Origin of the sequence: Acinetobacter sp. V115_6, assembly GCF_031799025.1 — a bacterium.
Lineage (GTDB): Bacteria > Pseudomonadota > Gammaproteobacteria > Pseudomonadales > Moraxellaceae > Acinetobacter > Acinetobacter pittii.
Window position 1 is genome coordinate 136,272 of the sequence record NZ_JAVQNO010000019.1, and the last position, 23,238, is coordinate 159,509.

General features: G+C 41.2%; 35 protein-coding genes and 2 pseudogenes. 33 read left to right on the forward strand and 4 right to left on the reverse strand.

Annotation, left to right across the window (positions count from 1 at the left end):
- Positions 1-2 precede the first annotated feature (2 nt).
- The 3 genes and pseudogenes from RMA94_RS07400 to RMA94_RS07410 form a co-directional block, all read right to left on the reverse strand.
- A pseudogene (locus RMA94_RS07400) lies at positions 3-155 on the reverse strand (hypothetical protein).
- Positions 145-1,692: a helicase HerA-like domain-containing protein gene (locus RMA94_RS07405; RefSeq protein ID WP_057068735.1), complete on the reverse strand. Its 1,548-nt coding sequence runs from the start codon at positions 1,690-1,692 to the stop codon at positions 145-147. Before RMA94_RS07405 ends, RMA94_RS07400 begins: the two are co-directional and overlap by 11 nt.
- A gap of 42 nt (positions 1,693-1,734) precedes the next feature.
- Positions 1,735-2,925, reverse strand: a complete 1,191-nt coding sequence (locus RMA94_RS07410; RefSeq protein ID WP_311082401.1) for a PLP-dependent transferase — start codon at positions 2,923-2,925, stop codon at positions 1,735-1,737.
- A gap of 168 nt (positions 2,926-3,093) precedes the next feature.
- Between RMA94_RS07410 and RMA94_RS07415 the strand changes: the two genes are divergently transcribed.
- The 30 genes and pseudogenes from RMA94_RS07415 (at position 3,094) to RMA94_RS07560 (ending at position 19,307) form a co-directional block, all read left to right on the forward strand.
- Entirely contained in the window at positions 3,094-3,822 is a 729-nt protein-coding gene (locus RMA94_RS07415) for a type 1 glutamine amidotransferase (RefSeq protein ID WP_002116949.1), read from the forward strand.
- 253 nt (positions 3,823-4,075) lie between these two features.
- Positions 4,076-4,387: a 30S ribosomal protein S10 gene (gene rpsJ, locus RMA94_RS07420; protein ID WP_000070912.1), complete on the forward strand. Its 312-nt coding sequence runs from the start codon at positions 4,076-4,078 to the stop codon at positions 4,385-4,387.
- Between the two features lie 58 nt (positions 4,388-4,445).
- Positions 4,446-5,084 carry a 50S ribosomal protein L3 gene (gene rplC / locus RMA94_RS07425; RefSeq protein WP_014207747.1) on the forward strand — a complete coding sequence of 213 codons (639 nt, stop codon included), beginning with the start codon at positions 4,446-4,448 and terminating at the stop codon, positions 5,082-5,084.
- A gap of 11 nt (positions 5,085-5,095) precedes the next feature.
- Entirely contained in the window at positions 5,096-5,698 is a 603-nt protein-coding gene (rplD, locus tag RMA94_RS07430; protein ID WP_002049755.1) for a 50S ribosomal protein L4, read from the forward strand.
- Positions 5,695-6,015: a 50S ribosomal protein L23 gene (gene rplW / locus RMA94_RS07435; RefSeq protein ID WP_002049693.1), complete on the forward strand. Its 321-nt coding sequence runs from the start codon at positions 5,695-5,697 to the stop codon at positions 6,013-6,015. Before rplD ends, rplW begins: the two co-directional genes overlap by 4 nt.
- Before the next feature lie 11 nt (positions 6,016-6,026).
- A complete protein-coding gene (rplB, locus tag RMA94_RS07440) occupies positions 6,027-6,851 on the forward strand; it encodes a 50S ribosomal protein L2 (protein WP_002049686.1) in 825 nt (274 codons plus the stop codon).
- A gap of 13 nt (positions 6,852-6,864) precedes the next feature.
- Entirely contained in the window at positions 6,865-7,140 is a 276-nt protein-coding gene (gene rpsS / locus RMA94_RS07445) for a 30S ribosomal protein S19 (protein ID WP_001138119.1), read from the forward strand.
- 11 nt (positions 7,141-7,151) lie between these two features.
- Positions 7,152-7,481 carry a 50S ribosomal protein L22 gene (rplV, locus tag RMA94_RS07450; protein WP_001982638.1) on the forward strand — a complete coding sequence of 110 codons (330 nt, stop codon included), beginning with the start codon at positions 7,152-7,154 and terminating at the stop codon, positions 7,479-7,481.
- Between the two features lies 1 nt (position 7,482).
- Positions 7,483-8,299, forward strand: a pseudogene (gene rpsC / locus RMA94_RS07455) (30S ribosomal protein S3).
- Complete coding sequence (gene rplP / locus RMA94_RS07460) at positions 8,239-8,652, forward strand: 50S ribosomal protein L16 (RefSeq protein WP_002049688.1); 414 nt, start codon at positions 8,239-8,241, stop codon at positions 8,650-8,652. The pseudogene rpsC and the gene rplP overlap by 61 nt, the downstream one beginning before the upstream one ends.
- Positions 8,652-8,849 (forward strand): 50S ribosomal protein L29, encoded by a 198-nt coding sequence (gene rpmC / locus RMA94_RS07465; RefSeq protein WP_000849928.1) that lies wholly within the window; start codon positions 8,652-8,654, stop codon positions 8,847-8,849. Before rplP ends, rpmC begins: the two co-directional genes overlap by 1 nt.
- On the forward strand, positions 8,846-9,103 hold the full coding sequence (gene rpsQ / locus RMA94_RS07470) for a 30S ribosomal protein S17 (protein ID WP_002116661.1): 258 nt from the start codon (positions 8,846-8,848) through the stop codon (positions 9,101-9,103). The genes rpmC and rpsQ overlap by 4 nt, the downstream gene beginning before the upstream one ends.
- A gap of 92 nt (positions 9,104-9,195) precedes the next feature.
- Positions 9,196-9,564, forward strand: coding sequence for a 50S ribosomal protein L14 (gene rplN, locus RMA94_RS07475; RefSeq protein WP_001982634.1), 369 nt, complete (start codon positions 9,196-9,198; stop codon positions 9,562-9,564).
- A gap of 9 nt (positions 9,565-9,573) precedes the next feature.
- Positions 9,574-9,891 (forward strand): 50S ribosomal protein L24, encoded by a 318-nt coding sequence (gene rplX, locus RMA94_RS07480; protein WP_002116820.1) that lies wholly within the window; start codon positions 9,574-9,576, stop codon positions 9,889-9,891.
- A gap of 15 nt (positions 9,892-9,906) precedes the next feature.
- A complete protein-coding gene (gene rplE / locus RMA94_RS07485; RefSeq protein ID WP_002116961.1) occupies positions 9,907-10,443 on the forward strand; it encodes a 50S ribosomal protein L5 in 537 nt (178 codons plus the stop codon).
- 9 nt (positions 10,444-10,452) lie between these two features.
- Entirely contained in the window at positions 10,453-10,758 is a 306-nt protein-coding gene (gene rpsN / locus RMA94_RS07490) for a 30S ribosomal protein S14 (RefSeq protein ID WP_002049689.1), read from the forward strand.
- An 11-nt stretch (positions 10,759-10,769) separates the two neighbouring features.
- A complete protein-coding gene (gene rpsH / locus RMA94_RS07495) occupies positions 10,770-11,165 on the forward strand; it encodes a 30S ribosomal protein S8 (protein WP_002049732.1) in 396 nt (131 codons plus the stop codon).
- A gap of 13 nt (positions 11,166-11,178) precedes the next feature.
- Entirely contained in the window at positions 11,179-11,712 is a 534-nt protein-coding gene (rplF, locus tag RMA94_RS07500) for a 50S ribosomal protein L6 (RefSeq protein WP_002116801.1), read from the forward strand.
- A gap of 14 nt (positions 11,713-11,726) precedes the next feature.
- Positions 11,727-12,077, forward strand: a complete 351-nt coding sequence (gene rplR, locus RMA94_RS07505) for a 50S ribosomal protein L18 (RefSeq protein WP_002049741.1) — start codon at positions 11,727-11,729, stop codon at positions 12,075-12,077.
- Between the two features lie 2 nt (positions 12,078-12,079).
- The gene (gene rpsE / locus RMA94_RS07510) at positions 12,080-12,577 is read left to right on the forward strand and encodes a 30S ribosomal protein S5 (RefSeq protein WP_001141025.1); all 498 of its coding nucleotides are present in this window, start codon (positions 12,080-12,082) and stop codon (positions 12,575-12,577) included.
- A gap of 6 nt (positions 12,578-12,583) precedes the next feature.
- Entirely contained in the window at positions 12,584-12,760 is a 177-nt protein-coding gene (gene rpmD, locus RMA94_RS07515) for a 50S ribosomal protein L30 (protein ID WP_000849088.1), read from the forward strand.
- A gap of 3 nt (positions 12,761-12,763) precedes the next feature.
- A complete protein-coding gene (gene rplO / locus RMA94_RS07520) occupies positions 12,764-13,204 on the forward strand; it encodes a 50S ribosomal protein L15 (RefSeq protein ID WP_002116985.1) in 441 nt (146 codons plus the stop codon).
- 45 nt (positions 13,205-13,249) lie between these two features.
- Positions 13,250-14,569, forward strand: a complete 1,320-nt coding sequence (secY, locus tag RMA94_RS07525; protein WP_014207743.1) for a preprotein translocase subunit SecY — start codon at positions 13,250-13,252, stop codon at positions 14,567-14,569.
- Positions 14,570-14,589: 20 nt separating this feature from the next.
- Positions 14,590-14,706, forward strand: coding sequence for a 50S ribosomal protein L36 (rpmJ, locus tag RMA94_RS07530; protein WP_000867907.1), 117 nt, complete (start codon positions 14,590-14,592; stop codon positions 14,704-14,706).
- Between the two features lie 106 nt (positions 14,707-14,812).
- Complete coding sequence (gene rpsM / locus RMA94_RS07535) at positions 14,813-15,169, forward strand: 30S ribosomal protein S13 (RefSeq protein WP_000090815.1); 357 nt, start codon at positions 14,813-14,815, stop codon at positions 15,167-15,169.
- Between the two features lie 19 nt (positions 15,170-15,188).
- Positions 15,189-15,575 (forward strand): 30S ribosomal protein S11, encoded by a 387-nt coding sequence (gene rpsK, locus RMA94_RS07540; protein ID WP_001040166.1) that lies wholly within the window; start codon positions 15,189-15,191, stop codon positions 15,573-15,575.
- Positions 15,576-15,587: 12 nt separating this feature from the next.
- Complete coding sequence (gene rpsD / locus RMA94_RS07545; RefSeq protein WP_000135204.1) at positions 15,588-16,214, forward strand: 30S ribosomal protein S4; 627 nt, start codon at positions 15,588-15,590, stop codon at positions 16,212-16,214.
- 17 nt (positions 16,215-16,231) lie between these two features.
- Entirely contained in the window at positions 16,232-17,239 is a 1,008-nt protein-coding gene (locus RMA94_RS07550; RefSeq protein WP_002116730.1) for a DNA-directed RNA polymerase subunit alpha, read from the forward strand.
- A gap of 18 nt (positions 17,240-17,257) precedes the next feature.
- A complete protein-coding gene (gene rplQ, locus RMA94_RS07555; RefSeq protein WP_002049717.1) occupies positions 17,258-17,635 on the forward strand; it encodes a 50S ribosomal protein L17 in 378 nt (125 codons plus the stop codon).
- 181 nt (positions 17,636-17,816) lie between these two features.
- Positions 17,817-19,307, forward strand: a complete 1,491-nt coding sequence (locus RMA94_RS07560; RefSeq protein ID WP_213385301.1) for an NAD(P)/FAD-dependent oxidoreductase — start codon at positions 17,817-17,819, stop codon at positions 19,305-19,307.
- A gap of 51 nt (positions 19,308-19,358) precedes the next feature.
- Here the strand turns inward: RMA94_RS07560 and RMA94_RS07565 are convergent, their stop codons facing one another.
- A complete protein-coding gene (locus RMA94_RS07565) occupies positions 19,359-20,531 on the reverse strand; it encodes an acyl-CoA dehydrogenase family protein (protein ID WP_002116790.1) in 1,173 nt (390 codons plus the stop codon).
- Between the two features lie 188 nt (positions 20,532-20,719).
- On the opposite strand from RMA94_RS07565, the gene RMA94_RS07570 reads away from it, so the two are divergent.
- The 3 genes from RMA94_RS07570 to RMA94_RS07580 all read left to right on the forward strand — a co-directional run bounded on the left by RMA94_RS07570 (position 20,720) and on the right by RMA94_RS07580 (position 23,232).
- Positions 20,720-20,977 (forward strand): succinate dehydrogenase assembly factor 2, encoded by a 258-nt coding sequence (locus tag RMA94_RS07570; RefSeq protein ID WP_002117064.1) that lies wholly within the window; start codon positions 20,720-20,722, stop codon positions 20,975-20,977.
- A 6-nt stretch (positions 20,978-20,983) separates the two neighbouring features.
- Positions 20,984-21,373 (forward strand): hypothetical protein, encoded by a 390-nt coding sequence (locus tag RMA94_RS07575; protein ID WP_311082404.1) that lies wholly within the window; start codon positions 20,984-20,986, stop codon positions 21,371-21,373.
- Positions 21,374-22,143: 770 nt separating this feature from the next.
- Positions 22,144-23,232, forward strand: coding sequence for a hypothetical protein (locus RMA94_RS07580; protein WP_202744799.1), 1,089 nt, complete (start codon positions 22,144-22,146; stop codon positions 23,230-23,232).
- Positions 23,233-23,238: the final 6 nt, after the last annotated feature.

The following is a 23,238-nucleotide window of genomic DNA, read 5'->3' on the forward strand; positions in this document are numbered from 1 at the left end:
GGCTAGACCTTATTTATCTGGCTATATAAGATGTATTTAAAATACATCTTTAAAAAATTAATGGCAATAACTTTTTCCTAAAAAACCATAAAAAAATTAGGGGATATGAAATCCCCTAAAATTAACGCAATTTTTTTAATATTTTTATTTACCAAATAAAGAGCCGAGCAAGCCTCTTACGAGTTTTTGTCCCGTACTTCCTCCTAAGCTGCGTGCAGCACTTTTGGCAAAAGTTCCCACAATGTCTTGTGTGAGTTTAGCTCGTTCACGGGCTGCTCTTTCTTCCTCTTTTAGTTGCTCACGTGCCAAACGTTCCTGCTCTTTAGCTTGCTGTTTTGCTAAAGTTTCTTGTTCTTTAGCTTGTTGTTTTGCAAGTTCGGCGTCTTGCTGCTGTTGTTCGCGCTCAGCAACTTTATTCTGTAGCATTTCATAGGCACTATCACGATCTACAGCTTGTTCATAAACGCCAGCAATAATACTTTGCGAGATTAAAGTCTGACGCTCTTCTGGAGTGATCGGTGTAAATGCAGAGTACGGAGGCATAACCCAACCACGTTCTACAATCTGTGGCGTACCTTGTTCATCTAGACAGCTAATGAGTGCCTCACCAACACCAAGTTGGGTAATAGCTTCATCAACTTTAAACTCGGGATTAGCACGGAAAGTGTCTGCTGCGGTTTTTACAGCTTTTTGATCTTTAGGGGTAAATGCACGTAATGCATGTTGAACGCGATTACCAAGTTGACCAAGAACGCTTTCGGGTAAATCGAGTGGGTTTTGAGTAATAAAGTAGATACCCACCCCTTTGGAGCGGATTAAACGTACCACTTGTTCAATTTTGTCTTGGAGTGCTTGGCTGGCATTATCAAATAACAAGTGAGCTTCATCAAAGAAAAACACGAGTTTAGGCTTATCCATATCACCCACTTCTGGTAGCTGTTCAAATAACTCTGAAAGCATCCATAAGAGGAAAGTGGCGTATAACTTAGGCGTATTCATGAGCTTGTCGGCAGCAAGAATATTGATATAGCCGTGTCCCTTTGCATCGGTTTGGATAAAATCCAGAATATTTAAAGCTGGTTCCCCAAAGAATTGTTCTCCACCTTGGTCGGCAAGAGCGAGTAAGTTACGCTGAATGGCACCTAGACTGGCTGGAGATAAATTACCATACTCGGCTTTAAACTCAGCTGTATGTTCACTCACAAAAGTGATCATGGCTTTTAAATCTTTAAAGTCGACTAAAAGTAAACCTTGGTCATCTGCAATACGGAATACAGCAGATAAAACACCTTCTTGGGTATCATTTAAGTTTAGTATGCGAGCCAATAAAATTGGCCCAATTTCAGAAATAGTGGTTCGGATAGGATGACCTTGCTGACCAAATAAATCCCAAAAAACAACTGGGTTCGCTGCGAATGGAACACTATCAATTTGTAAAAGTTTTAAGCGTTCATTAAATTTATCCGAAGCTTCACCAGCTTTTGCGAGGCTCGAAACATCGCCTTTAGCATCGGCAAGAAATACTGGCACACCGATTCGAGAGAAACTCTCTGCTAGAACTTTTAACGTAACTGTTTTACCTGTACCTGTGGCGCCTGCAATAAGTCCATGACGGTTAGCAAACTGGGGAAGTAAAACAATTTCTTTTGATGTGTCCTTAATATTTTTAGCAATAACAATCGGTGTACCCATATATTTTTATCCTATGGTTTGAGTCACTATAATCTTGTCGTTTTACAGTTGTTTCAGTGCATTTTCGATATCTTGTATCAAATCTTGCGGATCTTCTAGTCCTATACAGAATCGAACCAATAATCCTTGTTGTAAATATGTATTCTCAAGTTTTCTCATCATTTTTAAATCATAAAGCATAATCAGGCTAACGGGTCCACCCCAGCTAAAGCCGAGCTTAAATAACTCTAATGCATCGCAGAAACGACGTACTGCTGTAATGTCATATTCAGGTTTAAAAATAACACTCACTAAGCCGGCACTTTGACCGTCTATGCAGATTTCTTGCCAATATTGATGGCCTGGTGAGGATTCATCACTTGGATGTAGAACTTGTGCAAATTGAGGCTGGTTCTTTAGCCATTTAAGTAGAGCGTGAGCATTGGCTGACTGTTGTTTATAGCGTAAAGACATATGAGCAAGGCTGCGTTGAACTTGAGCTGCATCATCTCCAGAGATTGCGATGCCTAAAATGGCATGTGTGCGGAATAGGCGGTGATGAAGTTTCTCATCACGAGTTACGATGCTGCCCATTAAAATGTCACCACCACCACTTGGATATTTTGTTAGTGCGTGAACGGTTAAATCAACAGATAGATGTTCATCAGAAAAATTAAAAGCATTAAACGCAAGCCCAGCTCCCCAAGTATTATCTAGAGCAGTCAATACACCATGCTTTTTAGCTTTCTTGACTAGATTTTTAAGATCAGGGAATTCTAAACTAACTGAACCTGCAGCTTCTAACCATAATAGTTTACTTCTTTCGGTGGGTTGAAAACTTGCAGCGTCAATAGGGTTATATACTTTAACAATAATGCCATATTGACTTTGTAGATAAGTTAAATGTTCTAGATTTGGCCCGTAAATATTGTCTGGAACCCATACTTCATCATTAGTGCTTAAAAATGCTGAGTTCACAATATTAATTGCGGATAGGCCACTCGGTGCAAGCAAACAATGCAAACCACCTTCAATTTGCGCAATATTGTCGCCTAAGGTGAATGTGGTAGGGGTGCCATGTGTTCCATAGCTATAGTCATACTTATCAGTCCAATGACGATCAAAAAGGTGCGAAGTTGATTTGAAAATAATAGTTGATGCGCGAAATAAGGGAGGTTGCACTGTTTCAATGAATTGCGGAGCCTTTCTTGGGGCATGAATGAGACGAGTCTGGAAATCGTTATGCTTTTTCATAGTGCGTTATGTTTTAAATGATAAAGTTAGATTAAGAGAAATTTAAATTCTTCGCTAGATTTATAAAGTTTTGTAAGACGTTTCGTTACAGTAGACCTATAAAACAAAAACTTGGCTTTATTTTTGCAAAGACCACTACAACATTCTAACAACAATAGGTTTAAGCGCATGAAGTCGCATTTAAGAGTTCATTATTTTCAACATATCGCGGGTGAGGGGTTTGGGAGTTGTTATTCATTTTTAAAAGCTCACCACGCGACTATTAGTTCTACGGAGTTTTTTGCACTTCCGGTTGATCGGTCACTTGAAATAGAAGCTTTACCACAAATTGATGAGGTTGACTTATTATTAGTCATGGGTGGCACCATGAGTGTAAATGATGAGGCGAATTATCCATGGCTTAAGATAGAGAAAAGATGGTTGCGTCGTTATTTAGCAGCAGGAAAGCCTGCTATAGGTCTCTGTTTGGGTGGGCAGCTAATTGCTAATGCACTAGGCGCCGCAGTCAGTCGAAACCGCTATCAGGAACTTGGCTGGTCGACAGTTCAAAGGGTAGCAAATTTACCTCAAGACAGCTTTCCATTGCCTGAAAAGATAAAGGTGATGCAGTGGCATAGCGAAACATTTGAAATACCCAAAGGTGCTATACACTTAGCCGAGAATATAGCTTGTCGTAATCAGATGTATCAAATTGGAAAAAATGTGCTTGGTTTTCAATTTCATCCAGAAATGACACCAGCAACGTTAGAACTCTTGCTTGAAAATGAAGAAGAGCTATCTATTTTTAATGGGGAATATGTTCAGCCTGTGAGTGAACTGCAATATTCAGAAGCACAAAAATTTGAACAAGGTAATCAACTCTTAAATAAAGCGATTGAATTTGTCATAAATGCCTAGAGTGAGTTGAGAATACTAGGTTAAAGTGCGTTTTGAACAAAAAATAGAAAAAGAGAATTGCATAAGACTTAAACAATCGTTATAATGGGCGACCCTCAAAAGGAGGGGCATTTACTGCGAAGAAAGTAGTAAATGTGCATTACAGTCGTGGCATCGATCATGACCTTAGTGATTTTCACTGCCTTTGACACTTACCAATGGGTGAGATGCGTCAAGGGTGATTCTTTATATGTTTGGCTTGGAGTTTACTGGTATGTCTAACCAGAGAATTCGTATCCGTTTGAAGTCTTTTGATCATCGTCTGATTGATCAATCTGCTCAAGAGATCGTAGAAACCGCTAAGCGTACTGGCGCACAAGTTTGTGGTCCAATTCCGATGCCTACTCGCATCGAACGCTTCAACGTTCTTACTTCACCGCACGTTAACAAAGATGCGCGTGACCAGTACGAAATCCGCACCTATAAACGTTTGATCGACATCGTTCAACCTACAGATAAAACTGTTGATGCATTGATGAAATTAGATCTTGCGGCTGGTGTTGATGTTCAGATCGCTTTGGGTTAAGGCTTTCGGTTGATTAACTTCTAAGTTAATTAGGCCGCTTTTTTAGAGGTTTATGCACATGGCTATTGGTTTAGTCGGTCGCAAATGTGGTATGACTCGCATCTTTACAGATGCAGGTGTTTCTGTACCTGTTACAGTCATCGAAGTCGATCCAAACCGCATTACGCAAATCAAAACACTTGAAACTGATGGTTATCAAGCTGTTCAAGTAACTACTGGTGAACGTCGCGAATCTCGCGTAACTAACGCTCAGAAAGGTCACTTCGCGAAAGCTGGTGTTGCTGCTGGTCGTTTAGTTAAAGAGTTCCGTGTTACTGAAGCTGAGCTTGAAGGTCGTGAAGTTGGCGGTACTATTGGCGTTGATTTGTTCGCAGTTGGTCAAATTGTTGACGTAACTGGTCAATCAAAAGGTAAAGGTTTCCAAGGTGGTGTTAAACGTTGGAACTTCCGTACTCAAGACGCTACTCACGGTAACTCAGTTTCTCACCGTGTATTAGGTTCTACAGGTCAAAACCAGACTCCTGGACGCGTGTTCAAAGGCAAGAAAATGGCTGGTCACTTAGGTGATGAACGCGTAACAGTACAAGGTCTTGAAATCGTATCTATTGACGCTGAACGTTCTGTTTTAGTTGTTAAAGGTGCAATTCCTGGTGCAACTGGCGGTGACGTGATTGTACGTCCTACCATCAAGGCCTGAGGGGAAATACCGTGAATTTGAAAACTGTTTCCGGCTCTGCTGTTGAATTGTCTGAAGTTGCTTTCGGACGTGAATTTAACGAAGCTCTTGTACACCAAGTTGTTACTGCTTACTTAGCAGGTGGTCGTCAAGGTACTCGTGCTCAAAAATCACGTGCAGACGTTTCTGGCGGTGGTAAAAAGCCATTCCGTCAAAAAGGTACTGGTCGTGCTCGTGCGGGTTCTATTCGTAGCCCTATCTGGGTTGGCGGTGGTAAAACTTTTGCTGCTCGTCCACAAGATTGGTCTCAAAAAGTAAACCGTAAGATGTACCGCGGTGCAATGCAATGTATCTTAGCTGAACTTGTTCGCCAAGATCGTCTTGTATTGGTTGAAGAGTTTGCAGTTGCAGCTCCAAAAACTAAAGAATTGCTTGCAAAGCTTAACGACTTAAATGCTGCTCGTGCATTAATCGTTACTGACGCTGTAGATGAGAACTTATATCTTGCAGCACGCAACCTTCCGCATGTAGATGTGGTAGATGCAACTGCAATCGATCCTGTAAGCTTGATCGCGTTTGATAAAGTTGTGATGTCTGTAGCTGCTGCTAAGAAAATTGAGGTAGAACTCGGATGAACAACGAACGTATCTATCAAGTCCTAAAAGGACCAGTCTTCTCAGAAAAGGCACAAGTATTAGGTGATACTGTTGGTGTTCAAGTATTTAAAGTAGACATCAATGCTACTAAACTTGAAATCAAAAAAGCAGTTGAAAAACTTTTTGGTGTAGAAGTTGTTAAAGTTAACACAACTATTACTAAAGGTAAGACTAAGCGCTTTGGTCGTACATTGGGACGCCGTTCTGATGTTAAAAAAGCATACGTCACCCTGAAAGCTGGCCAAGATGTTGAAATGGCTGACTTGGGCGATACCGCTGAAAGCGCAGCGGAATAAGGACGAAAATTATGCCGATTCAAAAATGTAAGCCAACGTCTCCAGGACGTCGCTTTGTAGAGAAAGTGGTTCATGACCATCTTCACAAAGGCGCTCCTTACGCACCGTTGGTTGAAGCTAAAAAACGTACTGGTGGTCGTAATAACAACGGTCACATTACTACTCGTCACGTTGGTGGTGGTCATAAACAGCACTACCGTATCGTTGACTTCAAACGTAACAAAGACAGCATCCCAGCTGTTGTAGAGCGTATTGAATACGATCCAAACCGTACAGCACATATTGCTTTGTTGAAATATGCTGATGGTGAGCGTCGTTATATCATCGCACCTAAAGGCTTACGTGCTGGCGATAAAGTACAATCTGGTAACGATGCTCCAATTCGTCCAGGTAACTGCTTGCCACTTCGTAATATGCCGATCGGTTCTACACTTCATAACGTTGAACTTAAAATTGGTAAGGGTGCGCAATTAGCGCGTTCTGCTGGTGCTTCTGTTCAGTTGTTGGGTCGTGATGGTTCTTACGCAATTATTCGTCTTCGTTCAGGCGAAATGCGTAAAGTACATGTTGAATGCCGCGCTGTAATTGGTGAAGTTTCTAACCAAGAAAACAACCTTCGTTCATTGGGTAAAGCTGGTGCTTCGCGCTGGCGTGGTGTTCGTCCTACCGTACGTGGTATGGCGATGAACCCGATTGATCACCCGCACGGTGGTGGTGAAGGGCGTAACAAAGGTATTCAACCTGTAAGCCCATGGGGTCAAAAAGCTAAAGGGTACAAGACACGTACCAATAAGCGTACGACTAAGATGATTATTCGCGACCGTCGCGTCAAGTAAAGGAATCTGACTAATGCCTCGTTCTCTGAAAAAAGGCCCATTCGTCGATGCGCACTTGTTCGCTAAGGTTGAAGCGGCTGTTGCTAGTAACTCTCGCAAGCCGATTAAAACTTGGTCTCGTCGTTCGATGATCCTTCCAGATTTTGTTGGTTTAACAATTTCTGTTCATAATGGTCGTAACCACGTTCCAGTAATTGTTACTGAGCATATGGTTGGTCATAAACTCGGTGAATTCGCGCCAACTCGTACCTATCGTGGTCACGGTGTTGACAAGAAATCTAAACGTTAATAGGTGTCATGATGGAAGTAACTGCTAAATTACGCGGTGCCGCTATCTCGGCACAGAAAGCACGTTTGGTTGCAGATCTTATTCGCGGCAAATCTGTTGCGCATGCTTTAAATATCTTAAACTTCAGCAATAAAAAAGCTGCTGTTTTAGTAAAAAAAGCATTGGAATCTGCGATTGCAAACGCTGAACACAATAACAGTTTAGATGTTGACGATCTTAAAGTATCTACGATTTACGTTGACGAAGGCATGAGCCTTAAGCGTATTATGCCACGTGCTAAAGGCCGTGCAGATCGTATTACTAAGCGTACTTGTCACATCACCGTTAAGGTAGGGGTTTGATATGGGTCAGAAGGTTCATCCAATCGGTATCCGCCTAGGTGTTGTGAAACGTCATAACGCTAACTGGTATGCGAATCCGAAACAATACGCTGAATACTTGCTTAAAGATCTTCAAGTTCGTGAGTTTTTAACTAAAAAACTTAAGAATGCGATGGTAAGCAATATTCTTATCGAACGTCCATCAGGCGCTGCTAAAGTAACTATTAGCACAGCTCGTCCTGGTATCGTAATCGGTAAAAAAGGCGAAGATATTGAGAAATTACAGCGCGAACTTACCAGCATTATGGGTGTTCCAGCGCAAGTAAGTATCAACGAAATTGATCGCCCAGACTTAGATGCGCGTTTAGTTGCTGAAGCAATCGCTTCTCAATTAGAAAAGCGTGTAATGTTCCGTCGTGCTATGAAGCGTGCGGTTCAAAACACTATGCGTGCTGGTGCTAAAGGTATCAAAGTTGAAGTGTCTGGCCGTTTAGGTGGTGCAGAGATTGCTCGTACAGAATGGTATCGTGAAGGTCGTGTACCTTTACATACGCTACGTGCAGACATTGACTATGCAACTATGCGTGCAGAAACAACTTACGGTACGATTGGTGTTAAAGTTTGGATTTTCCGTGGCGAGATTTTAGGTGGCATGAAACAAGTCATGAACCCTGCTCCTGCTGAAGATCGTCCAGCTAAACGTGGTCGTGGTCGTGGTGAAGGTCAAGAGCGTCGTGGTCGTCGCGGTGACCGTGCTGCTGACAAGGGAGAATAATCCATGTTGCAACCTAAACGTACCAAATTCCGTAAGGTGCACAAAGGCCGTAATACTGGTCTAGCGCATCGTGGTAGTACAGTATCATTTGGTTCGATTGCAATCAAAGCAACTGAACGTGGTCGTATGACTGCTCGTCAGATTGAAGCTGCACGTCGTACTATTAGCCGCCGTATTAAGCGTGGTGGTAAAATCTTTATTCGCGTATTCCCGGATAAACCAATTACTCAAAAGCCTCTTGAAGTGCGTATGGGTAAAGGTAAGGGTAGCGTGGAGTACTGGGTTTGCCAGATCCAACCAGGTAAGATCCTGTACGAAATTGAAGGTGTGAACGAAGAGTTAGCGCGTGAAGCATTTGCTTTAGCTGCTGCTAAACTTCCGTTTAAAACCACTATCGTGACTCGGACGGTAATGTAATGAAAACTAAAGATCTACGTGAAAAATCGGTAGAAGAGTTGAAAGCTTTGCTTGATGAGCAACAGCTTAATCAATTCCGTCTTCGTATGGCGAAAGCAACTGGTCAGTTGGGTAAATCGCATGAAGTGCAAGTTGCTCGTAAGACAATTGCTCGTATTAAGACACTCCTTACCGAAAAACAGGGGAACGGACAATGAGTGAAAAAACAGTCCGCACGTTAACCGGCAAAGTAGTAAGCGACAAAATGGACAAGTCTATTGTTGTTCTTATCGAACGCCGCGTTCAACACCCGTTGTATGGCAAATCAATTCGCCGTTCAACTAAGTTACACGCTCATGATGAGAACAATGTTGCTAAACTTGGCGATGTTGTGACCATTAAAGAAAGCCGCCCAATTTCTAAAACTAAAGCTTGGACTTTAGTGGAAGTAGTTGAAGCAGCTGCTGAGTAATTCGACGTTCTTGTTGCATCATCGGTCAATTTCGAGTACTCTTTGAGCCTTTCGAAATTGTGACCGGTGATGCTCGGTTTTGGAGTAGGGCAATGATTCAAACCGAAACTATGCTCGACGTAGCAGACAACAGTGGTGCTCGCCGCGTACAATGTATTAAAGTACTTGGTGGTTCACATCGTCGTTATGCTTCTGTTGGCGACATTATTAAAGTTACTGTAAAAGAAGCAATCCCACGCGCACGTGTTAAAAAAGGTGACGTGATGAATGCGGTTGTAGTTCGTACTAAATTCGGCATTCGTCGTCCAGATGGTTCTGTGATCCGTTTTGATGATAATGCTGCAGTTATCCTGAACAACAACAAAGCTCCGATTGCTACTCGTATCTTCGGACCAGTGACTCGTGAACTTCGTACTGAACAGTTCATGAAAATCATTTCATTGGCTCCTGAAGTTCTATAAGAGGCAATCATGGCTAAGATTAAAAAAGGCGATCAGGTTATCGTGATCGCAGGTAAAGAAAAAGGCAAACAGGGTACTGTATTGTCTGTTTCTGAAGACCGCGTTAAGGTTGAAGGCCTTAACTTAGTGAAGAAGCATCAAAAGCCGAATCGTGTAACTGGCGCTGAAGGCGGTATCGTTACTCAAGAAGCTTCGCTTCATATTTCAAACGTGGCAATTTTAAATGCTACAACCCAGAAGGCTGACCGTGTTGGTTACCAAGTGATTGATGGCGTGAAAACTCGCGTTTATAAATCAAATGGTGAATCAGTGGCGGTAGCGAAGTAATAGGTTGAAAAGGCAATGGCCAGACTTAAAGCACGTTACAACGAAGAACTTAAAGCAAAGTTACAAGAAGAACTTAGCATTAAGAACGTGATGGAAATTCCACGCATCACAAAAATTACCCTAAACATGGGTGTAGGCGCAGCTGCAACTGATAAGAAATTATTAGATGGTGCTGTAGTCGACATGCAATTAATTGCTGGTCAAAAACCAGTAATTACTCTTGCTCGTAAATCTATCGCTGGTTTCAAAATCCGTGATGGTTGGCCGATTGGTTGTAAAGTTACTTTACGTGGCGACCAAATGTACGAATTCTTGGACCGTTTGATCTCAATCGCAATCCCTCGTATCCGTGACTTCCGTGGTTTCTCTTCGAAATCATTTGATGGTCGTGGTAACTACTCAATGGGTTTGAAAGAGCAAATCGTTTTCCCTGAAATCGATTTCGATAAGATTGATCGTATTCGTGGTATGGATATTACTATTACTACGACTGCTCGCACCGATGACGAAGGCCGTGCGCTTATGCGTGCATTCGGCTTCCCGTTCAAATAAGAGGTCGATATGGCTAAGAAAGGTATGATTAATCGCGAATTGAAACGCGAAAAAACAGTTGCTAAATACGCTGCAAAACGTGCTGAATTAAAAGCTACGATTGCAAACGTAAATGCAAGTGAAGAAGAGCGTTTCGAAGCGATGTTAAAGTTACAAGCATTGCCACGTAATGCATCTCCGGTACGTCTTCGTAACCGTTGTGGTTTAACTGGTCGTCCTCATGGTTACTTCCGTAAGTTCGGTTTAAGCCGTAACAAATTACGTGACACAGTAATGCAGGGTGATGTACCAGGCGTTGTTAAGGCAAGCTGGTAAGGAGCGACTAAATGAGTATGCAAGATACCGTTGCCGACATGCTAACACGTGTTCGTAACGCACAAATGGCTAAGAAACAAACTGTTTCTATGCCTTCTTCTAAGTTGAAAGTTGCAATTGCAAACGTACTTCAACAAGAAGGTTATATTTCAAATGTAGAAGTTGCTCAAGAAGAGACAAAATCTACTTTGACAATTACTTTAAAATATTTCGAAGGCAAACCAGTTATCGAAATGGTTAAACGCGTAAGCCGTCCAGGTCTTCGCCAATACCGTGGTAAAGATAAACTTCCAAGCGTTAAGCAAGGTTTAGGTATTGCAATTGTTTCTACAAGCAAAGGCATCATGACTGATCGCGCTGCACGTGCTGCGGGCGTTGGTGGTGAAGTTATTGCTTTTGTTTCTTAATAGGTGATTCCTCATGTCTCGTGTGGCTAAAGCCCCAGTAACTGTACCTAATGGTGTAGCAGTTACTCAGAACGGCCGGCAGGTCGAAGTGAAAGGCAGCAAAGGTACATTGTCTTTCAACCTGCATGCGCTGGTCGAGCTAAAACAGGAAGAAGGTAAACTTCAACTTGCTCCAGTTAAAGAATCGAAAGATGCTTGGATGCAAGCTGGTACTGCTCGCGCTGTATTGAATAACCTTGTTAAAGGGGTTAGTGAAGGCTTCGAACGTAAGTTGCAGCTAGTTGGTGTTGGTTATAAAGCTGCGGTTAAAGGTACTGTTGTAAACCTTAACCTTGGTTTTTCACACCCAATTGACTACGCTTTACCTGAAGGTGTAACAGCGGAAACTCCAACTGCTACTGAAATCATTTTGAAATCAGCAAACAAGCAGTTGTTAGGTCAAGTAGCGGCAGAAATCCGTGCATATCGTTCTCCTGAACCATATAAAGGTAAAGGTGTTCGTTATTCGGATGAAGTCATTCTTCGTAAAGAAGCTAAGAAGAAATAAGGCGCGAGGTTCTTATGAACGAAAAGAAACAATCCCGTTTGCGTCGTGCGAAAAGCACACGCTTGCACATTCGTGCATTGGGTGCGACTCGTTTGTGTGTAAACCGCACTCCGCGTCACATCTATGCTCAAGTTATTTCAGCAGATGGTGGCAAAGTTTTAGCGCAAGCTTCAACTTTGGATGCATCTTTACGTAGCGGTACTACAGGTAATGTAGACGCGGCTACTAAAGTAGGCGCTTTAATCGCAGAGCGTGCGAAAGCAGCTGGTGTAACTAAAGTTGCATTTGACCGTTCTGGTTTTAAATATCATGGTCGTATCAAAGCCTTGGCTGATGCTGCTCGTGAAAACGGCTTGGAGTTCTAATCATGGCTAAAGTTGAACAAAACGAAGGTCTTGTTGAAAAGCTGGTTGCCGTTGATCGTGTAGCCAAAGTTGTTAAGGGTGGTCGTATCTTCTCTTTCACAGCATTAACTGTTGTGGGTGATGGTAATGGTCGTGTTGGTTTTGGTCGTGGTAAAGCTCGTGAAGTTCCAGCTGCTATTTCTAAAGCACTTGAAGCTGCACGTCGCAACATGATTACTGTAGACCTTGCAGGTACTACTTTACAACACCCTGTGAATGCTCGTCATGGTGCAAGCCGTGTATATATGCAACCTGCTTCTGAAGGTACTGGCGTAATCGCTGGTGGCGCTATGCGTGCCGTTCTAGAAGCTGCAGGTGTACATAACGTACTTGCTAAATGTTATGGTTCTACTAATGCTGCAAACGTAGTAAACGCAACTTTCAAAGGTTTGCGTGATATGACTTCTCCTGAGAAAGTCGCTGCGAAACGTGGTAAATCAGTAGAAGAAATTCAAGGGTAATCAATCATGAAAACGATTAAAGTTACCCAGACTAAATCTTCTTCACATCGCTTGAAAAATCACAAGCTTTGCTTACAAGGTTTAGGTCTGCGTCGTATTGGTCATACTGTAGAAGTGCAAGATACGCCTTCTAACCGCGGTATGATCAACAAAGTCTACTATATGGTTAGTGTAGAGGAATAAGCCATGACTCTGCGTTTAAATGAACTTGCGCCTGCAGAAGGTGCAAAACGTGAACACCGTCGTTTAGGCCGTGGTATCGGTTCTGGCGTTGGTAAGACTGGTGGCCGTGGTGTCAAAGGTCAAAAATCACGTAAAAGTGGTGGCGTTCGTCCAGGCTTTGAAGGCGGTCAAACTGCGATTTATCGTCGTTTACCTAAATTCGGTTTCACTAGCCAAATCGCTTTAAAAACTGCTGAAGTACGTTTATCTGAGTTAAGCAAAGTTGAAGGCGACATCGTTAGCCTAGAAACTTTGAAAGCTGCGAATGTTGTTCGTCGTGACCAAATTCGTGCTCGTATCGTACTTTCTGGTGAAATCACTCGTGCATTCACTGTTCAAGGTGTTGCATTGACTAAAGGCGCTAAAGCTGCGATTGAAGCAGCTGGCGGTAAAGTCGAGGAGTAATCTCGAGTGTCTATGTCTCCTAGTTCTTCAGGTCATGTCAACATGATGAAAGGTCAGCCATTTCATGTGAAATACCGTGAAATTATTCGCCGGATGAGTTTTCTAATCGGTGCATTGCTGGTCTTTCGACTAGGAGCGCATATTCCAGTACCAGGCATTAATAATGCTGCGTTAGAAAATTTATTTCATGCGAACCAAGGAACTATTCTTGGGCTATTCAATATGTTTTCTGGCGGTGCTTTAGAGCGAATGTCTATTCTTGCTTTAGGGATTATGCCGTACATTTCTGCGTCAATTATTGTGCAGTTAATGTCTACTGTGATTCCATCACTTGAAGCCTTGAAAAAGGAAGGTGAGCAAGGTAAGCGTAAAATTAATCAGTATACACGTCAGGGCACATTGTTGCTTGCAGTGGTTCAAGCAGTTGGTATGTGTGCAGGTTTGATTGGTCAGGGTATTACTCTGTCAGTTGGTCTTGCGTTTTACATTCCAGCAGTAACTTCACTTGTCGCTGGAACTATGTTCTTAATGTGGCTAGGTGAGCAAATCACTGAAAGAGGTATTGGTAACGGTATCTCAATGATTATTTTTGCAGGTATTGTCGCTGGTTTGCCTAAACTAATTATGCAATCAGTTTCTTCTGTAGATAATGGTCAGACAAGTTTAATTGGTCTTGTAATCTTTGGTCTTTTGTCTTTAGGTGTATTGGCAGCTATTGTGTTTATTGAAAAAGCACAACGTCGCATTCCAGTAAACTATGCGCAAAAGCAACAAGGTCGTCGTATATTTACAGCACAGCAGACGCATTTGCCATTAAAAATTAATATGGCTGGTGTTATTCCTGCGATTTTTGCAAGTTCTTTACTCTTGTTCCCAGCAAGTCTTGGTCAATGGGTGGGAAGTGCAGATCCAAATGCTGGTTTTATTAAAAGCAGCTTACAAGATTTAGCTTTAGTATTGTCGCCTGGACAGCCTTTGTATTTGGTGCTCTTTGGTGCGTTAATTATCTTTTTCTGTTACTTTTATACGGCTTTAGTATTTAGCCCTAAGGAAGTATCAGAAAATCTAAAACGCAGCGGAGCTTATGTGCCTGGTATTCGCCCAGGTGAGCAAACTGCTCGTTACTTAGATCATATTCTTAATCGTTTGACGTTTATTGGTGCGATTTATATTACGGTCATTTGTTTAATGCCAATGATTCTACAAAGCTCTTTTGGGATTCCATTCTATTTAGGTGGTACCTCATTATTGATCGTAGTTGTCGTGGTTATGGACTTTATGGCTCAGCTACAAGCGCATTTAACATCTCATCAATATGATAATCAAACATTAATGAGAAAAACGACTGCTCATCCTAAGGGATAAGCGCACTTAGAGGTTTCATCATGAAAGTACAAGCTTCTGTAAAGAAAATTTGTGGTAGCTGTAAAGTTATCCGTCGTAATGGGGTTATTCGCGTAATTTGTAGCGCAGAACCTCGTCATAAGCAGCGTCAAGGTTAATCTAATCAAGACCTGTTGATTTCAGTAGGCGAATTGGGTTAATATCCGCCCCTCAAGATTTTTGTGGGGCGGTTGATTATCTCTACTGCCTTTTTGGAGAAAGTGAATGGCTCGTATTGCCGGTGTAAACATTCCGGATAACAAGCATGCTGTTATCTCCCTCACTTACATCTTTGGTATCGGTCGCCACACTGCTAAGAATATCTTAGCTGCAGTTGGTATTACTGAAACTACTAAGATCCGTGAGTTGGACGATGCTCAGCTTGATGCGATTCGTGCAGAAGTTGCTAAGGTTCCTACCGAAGGTGACTTACGTCGCGAAATTTCCATGAACATTAAACGTTTAATGGATTTGGGTTGCTACCGCGGCCTTCGCCATCGTCGCAGCTTGCCTGTCCGTGGTCAACGCACCAAAACTAACGCACGTACCCGTAAAGGTCCGCGCAAACCGATTAAAAAGTAAGATTTCTGGAAGCTAAAAGATGGCTAAAGATACTCGCACACGCAAGAAGGTCACTCGTACCGTCTCTGAAGGTGTTGCACACATTCACGCGTCTTTTAATAACACCATTGTTACGATTACTGATCGTCAAGGTAATGCATTGGCTTGGGCCACCTCAGGTGGACAAGGCTTCCGTGGTTCACGTAAATCAACTCCGTTTGCTGCTCAGGTAGCTGCTGAAGTTGCTGGTAAAGCAGCTTTAGATTACGGTTTGAAAAATCTGGACGTCCTTGTAAAAGGTCCAGGTCCAGGTCGTGAGTCTGCGGTTCGTGCATTAGGCGCAGTGGGTTATAAGATTAACAGCATTACCGATGTGACTCCAATTCCTCACAACGGTTGCCGTCCACCTAAAAAACGTCGCGTGTAAGGAGAAACATTCATGGCTCGTTATATTGGTCCAAAATGCAAACTCTCTCGCCGCGAAGGGACAGACCTGCAACTTAAATCTGGCGTTAAACCATTTGACGTCAAAACTAAAAAAGCTAACAAAGCACCTGGTCAACATGGTCAGGCACGCGGTGGTAAGCAATCTGAGTATTCACTACAATTACGTGAAAAACAAAAAGTCCGTCGTATTTACGGTGTGTTAGAACGTCAATTTAGTAACTACTATAAAGAAGCAGCTCGTGTTAAAGGCGCAACAGGTGAGAACTTGTTGAAATTGCTTGAAAGCCGTCTTGATAACGTTGTTTATCGCATGGGTTTTGGTTCTACACGTGCAGAAGCTCGTCAGTTAGTAAGTCACCGTAGCATTACTTTGAATGGTCGTCGTGTAAACATCGCATCTATTCAAGTTAAAGCTGGTGATGTAATTGCGGTTCACGAAGGTGCTAAACAACAATTGCGTATTAAAAACGCGATTGAGTTAGCTGCACAACGTGGTATTCCAGCTTGGATCGAAGTTGATCATTCTAAGCTTGAAGGTACGTTTAAAGCTGCACCAGATCGTTCTGATTTACCTGCTGAAATCAACGAAAGCTTGATTGTAGAATTGTATTCTAAATAATCCTTGAGGTAGCAATAATGACGCGTACTGCAAACGAGTTTCTAACTCCGCAAGCGATCAAGGTCGAAGCGGTAAGCGGGACCTCGGCAAAAGTGATTCTAGAACCTTTAGAGCGTGGTTTTGGCCACACTCTAGGTAATGCTTTACGTCGCATTCTATTGTCTTCTTTACCTGGCGCTGCTGTGGTTGAAGTAGAAATAGAAGGTGTCGAGCACGAGTACAGTACTTTAGAAGGCTTGCAGCAGGACATCGTCGAGCTCTTGCTGAACCTAAAAGGATTGTCTATTAAGCTGTTCGATCAAAATGAAGCATATTTAACATTAGAGAAACAAGGTCCTGGCGATATTACTGCTGCTGACCTTCGTTTACCTCATAATGTTGAAGTGGTTAACCCAGAACATTTAATCGGTACTTTAAGTGCTTCAGGCTCATTAAAAATGCGCTTGAAAGTTGCTCAAGGTCGTGGTTATGAAACATCTGATTCTCGTTTCCCTGAAGGTGAAACACGTCCTGTTGGTCGTTTGCAATTAGATGCTTCTTATAGCCCGATTAAGCGTGTTTCTTACACCGTTGAAAATGCGCGTGTAGAACAACGTACCGATTTAGATAAACTGGTAATCGACCTTGAAACAAATGGAACGGTTGATCCTGAAGAAGCAATCCGCAAAGCGGCAACAATCTTGCAACAACAAATTGCAATTTTTGTTGATCTTCAGAAAGACCAAACTCCAGTTGCTCAAGAGCCTCGTGAAGAAGTTGACCCAATCTTGCTTCGCCCAGTAGATGATCTAGAGCTTACTGTTCGTTCTGCTAACTGTTTGAAAGCAGAAAATATTTACTACATTGGTGATCTTGTTCAACGTACTGAAGTTGAGTTATTAAAAACTCCTAACCTTGGTAAAAAATCGTTAACAGAGATCAAAGATGTTTTGGCATCGAAAGGCTTACAACTCGGTATGCGTCTTGAAAACTGGCCACCAGCTAGTCTTCGTATGGACGACCGTTTTGCCTATCGTAGCCGTTAATTAAGTAGGACTATCACCATGCGTCATCGTAATAGTGGTGTGAAATTAGGCCGTACAAGCAGCCATCGTAAAGCGATGTTCCAAAACTTGGCTAATTCTTTATTTGAACACGAGTTGATCAAAACAACTGTGCCTAAAGCTAAAGAATTACGTCGTGTTGCTGAGCCTTTAATCACTCTAGCAAAAAACGATACTGTAGCAAATCGTCGTTTAGCATTTGCTCGTACTCGTAATGCTGCAACTGTTGGTAAATTATTTACCGTACTCGGCCCTCGTTACAAAGAACGTAACGGCGGTTATCTACGTGTTCTTAAAGCGGGCTTCCGTGCTGGTGATGCAGCACCGATGGCTTACGTTGAGCTTGTAGATCGTGAAGTAAACACTTCAGCTGAATAATTGATTTTATTCAAAAAAGACCGGTTTTATACCGGTCTTTTTTATTTCTAGTCACAAAATAAATTATAAAAATGTCCTCAAGTGACATAAAAAAGCAGATAAACGGTCAAACTTGACATTGTGTATTGTCAAAATTGTGTTTTAATAAACTTATATTCTCAACAATGGGTATAAAAATAAAATGGAAAAGCAAGTTGATATTTTAATCATTGGCGCAGGTATTTCAGGAATCGGAATCGCTGCCCATTTGTCAAAAAATTCACCACAACGACAATTCGAGATTTTAGAACGTCGTGAGTCTTTTGGTGGAACGTGGGATCTTTTCCGTTATCCTGGTATCCGTTCAGATTCAGATATGTCTACTTTTGGTTTCAACTTTAAACCATGGTGTAAAGCGAATGTATTAGCTGATGGTGCTTCTATTAAAGGATATTTAGGTGAAGTAATTAATGAATTTAAATTAAAAGAAAAAATTCATTTTGGTCATCGCGTACTTTCTGCTAATTATGATTCAGCTTCAAAAAAATGGCAGGTTGTAGTCGAAGATAGCAATAAAAAACAGCAGACTTGGATTACCAACTTTGTTGTAGGTTGTACAGGTTACTATAATTATGATCAGGGTTATGCGCCTTCTTTCCCAAATCAAGAAGCATTTAAAGGGCAGCTTATTCACCCACAGCATTGGCCTGAAAACTTAGATTACACAGGTAAAAAGGTGGTTATTATCGGTAGTGGTGCAACAGCGATTACTTTAGTACCAGCAATGGCTAAAGGTGGGGCAGGTCATGTGACCATGTTGCAACGTTCACCAACGTATATTGCTAGCGTTCCTTCTATCGATTTCATCTATGAAAAAACGCGTAAATTTATGTCTGAAGAAGCAGCTTATAAATTTACCCGTGCTCGCAACATTGGTATGCAGCGCGCTATTTATGCGCTGTCTCAGAAACATCCTAAAACTGTACGTCGTTTACTTTTAAAAGCAATTGAAGTGCAGCTTAAAGGTAAGGTTGATATGAAGCATTTTACACCTTCATACAATCCTTGGGATCAGCGTTTATGTGTAGTGCCAGATGGTGACTTATTTAAGATTTTACGTGAAGGCAAAGCAAGTGTAGAAACTGATCAGATCGAGAAATTTACTGAAAAAGGTATTTTACTTAAATCTGGCAAGCATCTTGATGCTGATATCGTTGTTTCTGCAACAGGATTACAGGTTCAGATTATGGGCGGAGTTCAGGCAACTCTTGATGGGAAGCCAATCAACTCATCTGAACATATGCTTTATAACGGCATAATGCTAAGTGATGTGCCGAATATGGCTATGATTATTGGCTATGTGAATGCTTCATGGACACTCAAAGTAGATATCGCTGCCGAATATATTTGTCGCTTATTAAACTATATGGACAAAAATAGTTATGATGAAGTGATTCCATCGGGTGATAAGACTGTGATGGAAGAAGATACTGTAATGGGTAAATTATCTTCAGGTTATATTAACCGTGCAGCACATGAACTTCCTAAACAAGGTAAGCGTGCTCCATGGCAGGTGACTAATAACTATTTAGAAGATAGAAAGTCTTTGAAAAATGCAAAATTTGAAGATGGCATTCTTCATTTTCATAAGCGTTCTGAAGCAAATGAGCGTAAACCAAAATTAGTATCTTAATTCGTATGAAATAAGAAAAGGGGCGTAATGCCCCTTTTTTTATTGAAGGTATTAAAGTGTTCTTGAAATTAATTCTTTCATGATTTCATTTGTACCTGCATAAATTCGATTTGCTCGATGATCAATGTATGCACGTGCAATTGGATATTCAAGCATATAGCCATAACCGCCATGTAATTGAAGACATTCATCTACAATCTTTGAGAACATATCAGAAATTTTATATTTAGCAGCTGCTGCAGCTTCGACACTCAATTTTTCTTCAAGTTGTAATTCCATACAACGATCTAAATAAGTACGACAGAAATCGATTTCTGTTCTAAGTTCCGCAAGTTTGAAGCGCGTATTTTGAAATGCGCCAATAGGTTTACCAAATGCCTTGCGATCTTTTGTATATTGGACGGTATGTGCAAATGCTGCTTCAGCACCTGCCTGACAAATAATAGCAACTAACATTCGTTCCCATGCTAATTCTTTCATGAGCATGATAAAGCCCATACCTTCCATGCCTAAAAGGTTTTCTTTAGGAACGCGAACGTTATCAAAGAATAATTCGCAGGTATCTTGGCCTTTCATACCAATTTTGTTTAGTGGTTTACCTTTACTAAAACCAGCTCTGTCTGCTTCTACAATAATTAAGGATAAGTTCGCCGAACCTTTCTCACTATTACCAGTCTTACAAACAACTACGGCCATGTCGCATAAGTAGCCATTTGTAATAAAAATTTTAGAACCATTAATGACATATTCATCACCCTCAAGTACGGCGGTGGTTCTTACCGCTTGTAAATCTGAGCCAGTGCCTGGTTCCGTCATTGCAATAGCAGTAACAACTTCTCCAGTTGCCATTTTGGGTAACCATTTTTGTTTTTGCTCTTCATTACCAAAATTATTAACGTAATTAGCAACAATATCGGAATGTAGAGAAAAACCTGTACTTGAGTCCATCGCATACGCTTGTTCTTCAATAAGAATCATACTGTATAGGCGATCTACCCCAGAGCCACCATATTCCTCTGGCATTGTGGTGCAAAGAAGACCTAGTTCTCCAGCTTTATTCCAAAGATCTCGGTCAACATGTTGCTGTTTTTCATATTTCTCTATATTGGGAACGACTTCCTTTTCATAGAATTTACGCACTGTCTCACGGAAGGCTTCGTGTTCTTCATTGAATAATTGTCTTGGTAACATATTTGGAATAGGACGGATGGCACCAGATTGCATTTGTATTTCTTCCTTGGTTCAGGTGTGATGTTATGCCCTAAACATACGTAAGCATTTCATGCCTAACAATGTGATGAATGCTCAATTATGCGGATAAGATGATAAATTTGGTCAATTTGATATTTTTAGCGATCTTTAGGATGTGATCAGGTAAACTAGGCGCACTATCAACACAGATGGGGACGTAAATGTCTGACGAAATGACCTTGGAAGAACGTAAAGTAATTTATCGAGCACGCCGCGGCTTAAAAGAAATTGACGTCTATTTTGACCCGTATGTAAAAAACTATTATTTAAAAGCTGATCCAGCAGAAAAAGCATTATTTGCAGAGTTAGTCGATCAAGAAGATCCGGATTTATTAGATTGGTTCATGGAAGTTTCTGAACCTCCACGTACTGAGTTACGTGAATTTATTTATAAACTAAAACAGTATGTACATGGCTAAACTGTTTTGATAAAAGAATTAAATTTTGAGCTGAAATATAGCCGTATCTCGGTAATATTTCAGCTTTTTGTTGGTTTGGGTTTAGCAATCCTGCTTTATCAATTATTAACGCCGATATGGTGGCTATGTGCTGTCATTCTTCTATTTATTGGTTTTATTTTCTTTTTAAAGCAAGAAGAAATATCTCAAATTGAATATTTAGATCAAAAATTATGGTCAGTTGAATATTTCTCAAAAAAAGAAATTTACCGTGCGGAAATTACTAAAATAATTGATTATCAGTTATTTGTAGTTATTTATCTTGAAGAGGCTCCTAAGAATATAGCTATTGTATGGTTCGATCAGCTTCCCATTCAGCAGTGGAAAAGATTAAAAGTTCTAGAAAAACTCTATTAATTGTTAGACAATTCTACAATTGTATATTTATTTAAAAATTATAAAAAACAAAAGTTTAATAATTATTTTCTTCATTAAACTTCGGATTGTCTAATTAAAATATAGAAAAAAGCCAAGGAAAGACAATTGTCTGACAATTTCACCTATGGGTAACTATTTGATCGGTTAAAGTACAAACACCAACGTAAAGTGTGTCGGAGGTCTCAAAATGGAGATGCCAACATGGTCGTTCTTGGTCATTGCCATAATTCTGGCAGTGGTGATAGGAAGAGCAGGAACTTTACTCAGGGAACATCTTAACAAAGTTAGTTTTAACAAGGTTAAGAGACAGAGGATGCAAGGTCGTCGATCAGTCAATTATTAAAATTGGTTAATCGATTAATTTCATCAAGTGTCCAGTTTATAACTGGGTGCGATTGTAGTAAGGAGGTCTCTCATGGAGATTTCAATGTGGATGTTTCTGTTAATTGCAGTCGTTATGGCTGTAGTAGTAGGAAGAGCAGGAACTTTACTTAAGGATTATATAGAACAAAAATAATATAAGCCGTTAAAAGCTTATCCCAGTTAATAAGTAGCATGTGCTGAACCGTCGCAATGCTACTTTTTTTTGCCTAAAATTTCTGTTTCCTCGAAAAACTGTCAATTTTATCTGCTGTGAAGTGTGTCAAAGTATAAGCGCTACAATTAGAGTAATTACTCTTTTATTCAAGATATGCATCTGCTAATGTACATCTGAAAAGGAAAAAACAAATTACATAGAGGACAGGAAGATGTCTAAAGTCCAAAAAATAAGCCAAGGTTTGGCGGTGAGTTTTCTTGCAGCTTCAGTTTTATCAGGTTGTTCATACGTTGTGAAAACCGGAGCAAATGTTGCTCTAGGTTTTACGGAAAAGCACGTCGTTCCACCTATTTTGGCAATGCAAGATGCTGAAATGGTATGTAATACCGGTAGTGCTTTAACACCTGCAATCATGTCTACTAAAGGGATGGGTGCAGATCCGACACGTGTTGCAGTATTAATGTATGCAGCATCAGGTGTATGTGCGGAAAATCAGGCTTTAGAAGCAGAATTACGTTATTTGCGCGCATCAAAAGCTGGTCAAGTGACAGAAGCCCAAGATGCACGTATTGCACAAAAGCGTTGGGCAGCAATTGCTGCTGAACGTCAATATACGGGTTATAAGTTATTTGCTGATCGTTGGGAATCTAAATATAAATATCACTTAGGTGATTCTTGCCCAACGATGCGTAATGATACTGATCAAACTGTTTATTTACTTGGCATGATCAGTGGTCTTCAGGCTGTGACCAACGATATTAACTCAGGCGGTGCAGTCAATGTTCCTAAAGATATCGCTGCTATTGTAGAGCGTGGCATGGTTTGTCTAGATAATGAAAAATTCTGGGGCGCACCTAACGCAACGCGTGCTGTTATCTGGACTTTATTGCCAGGTGCTGATGAAGGGAAACCTGATCCGTACCAAACTTTAAAACAGTCAATTCAGATTGGTGAGAAAAAAGGTGTTCGCCTATCTCATGCCTTATATGCTGTAGCTGCTCAAGCAAGCGGTGATGATGCAAAAATCCGTGATGCATTAAGAACCTATGCAGCATCTCAAGCTGATGACAAACCTGTCAATCCGAACTTTAAGTTAATCGATAGTATGGCTGGTCTTATTGTACGTGGTATCTCTGACCGTTACTGGACTGAGCATACTGGTGTACGTACCGGAGATGATGGTATGTCTCATTTCTGGGATGATAAAAATGAAGGTGCAGCAGAGCTAGATGAGTTGTTTGATGGGGGAGCCGCTTCTGAGGTTCCTACGGATTCATCTGCTCCACCAGCAGCGCAGTAACGAATA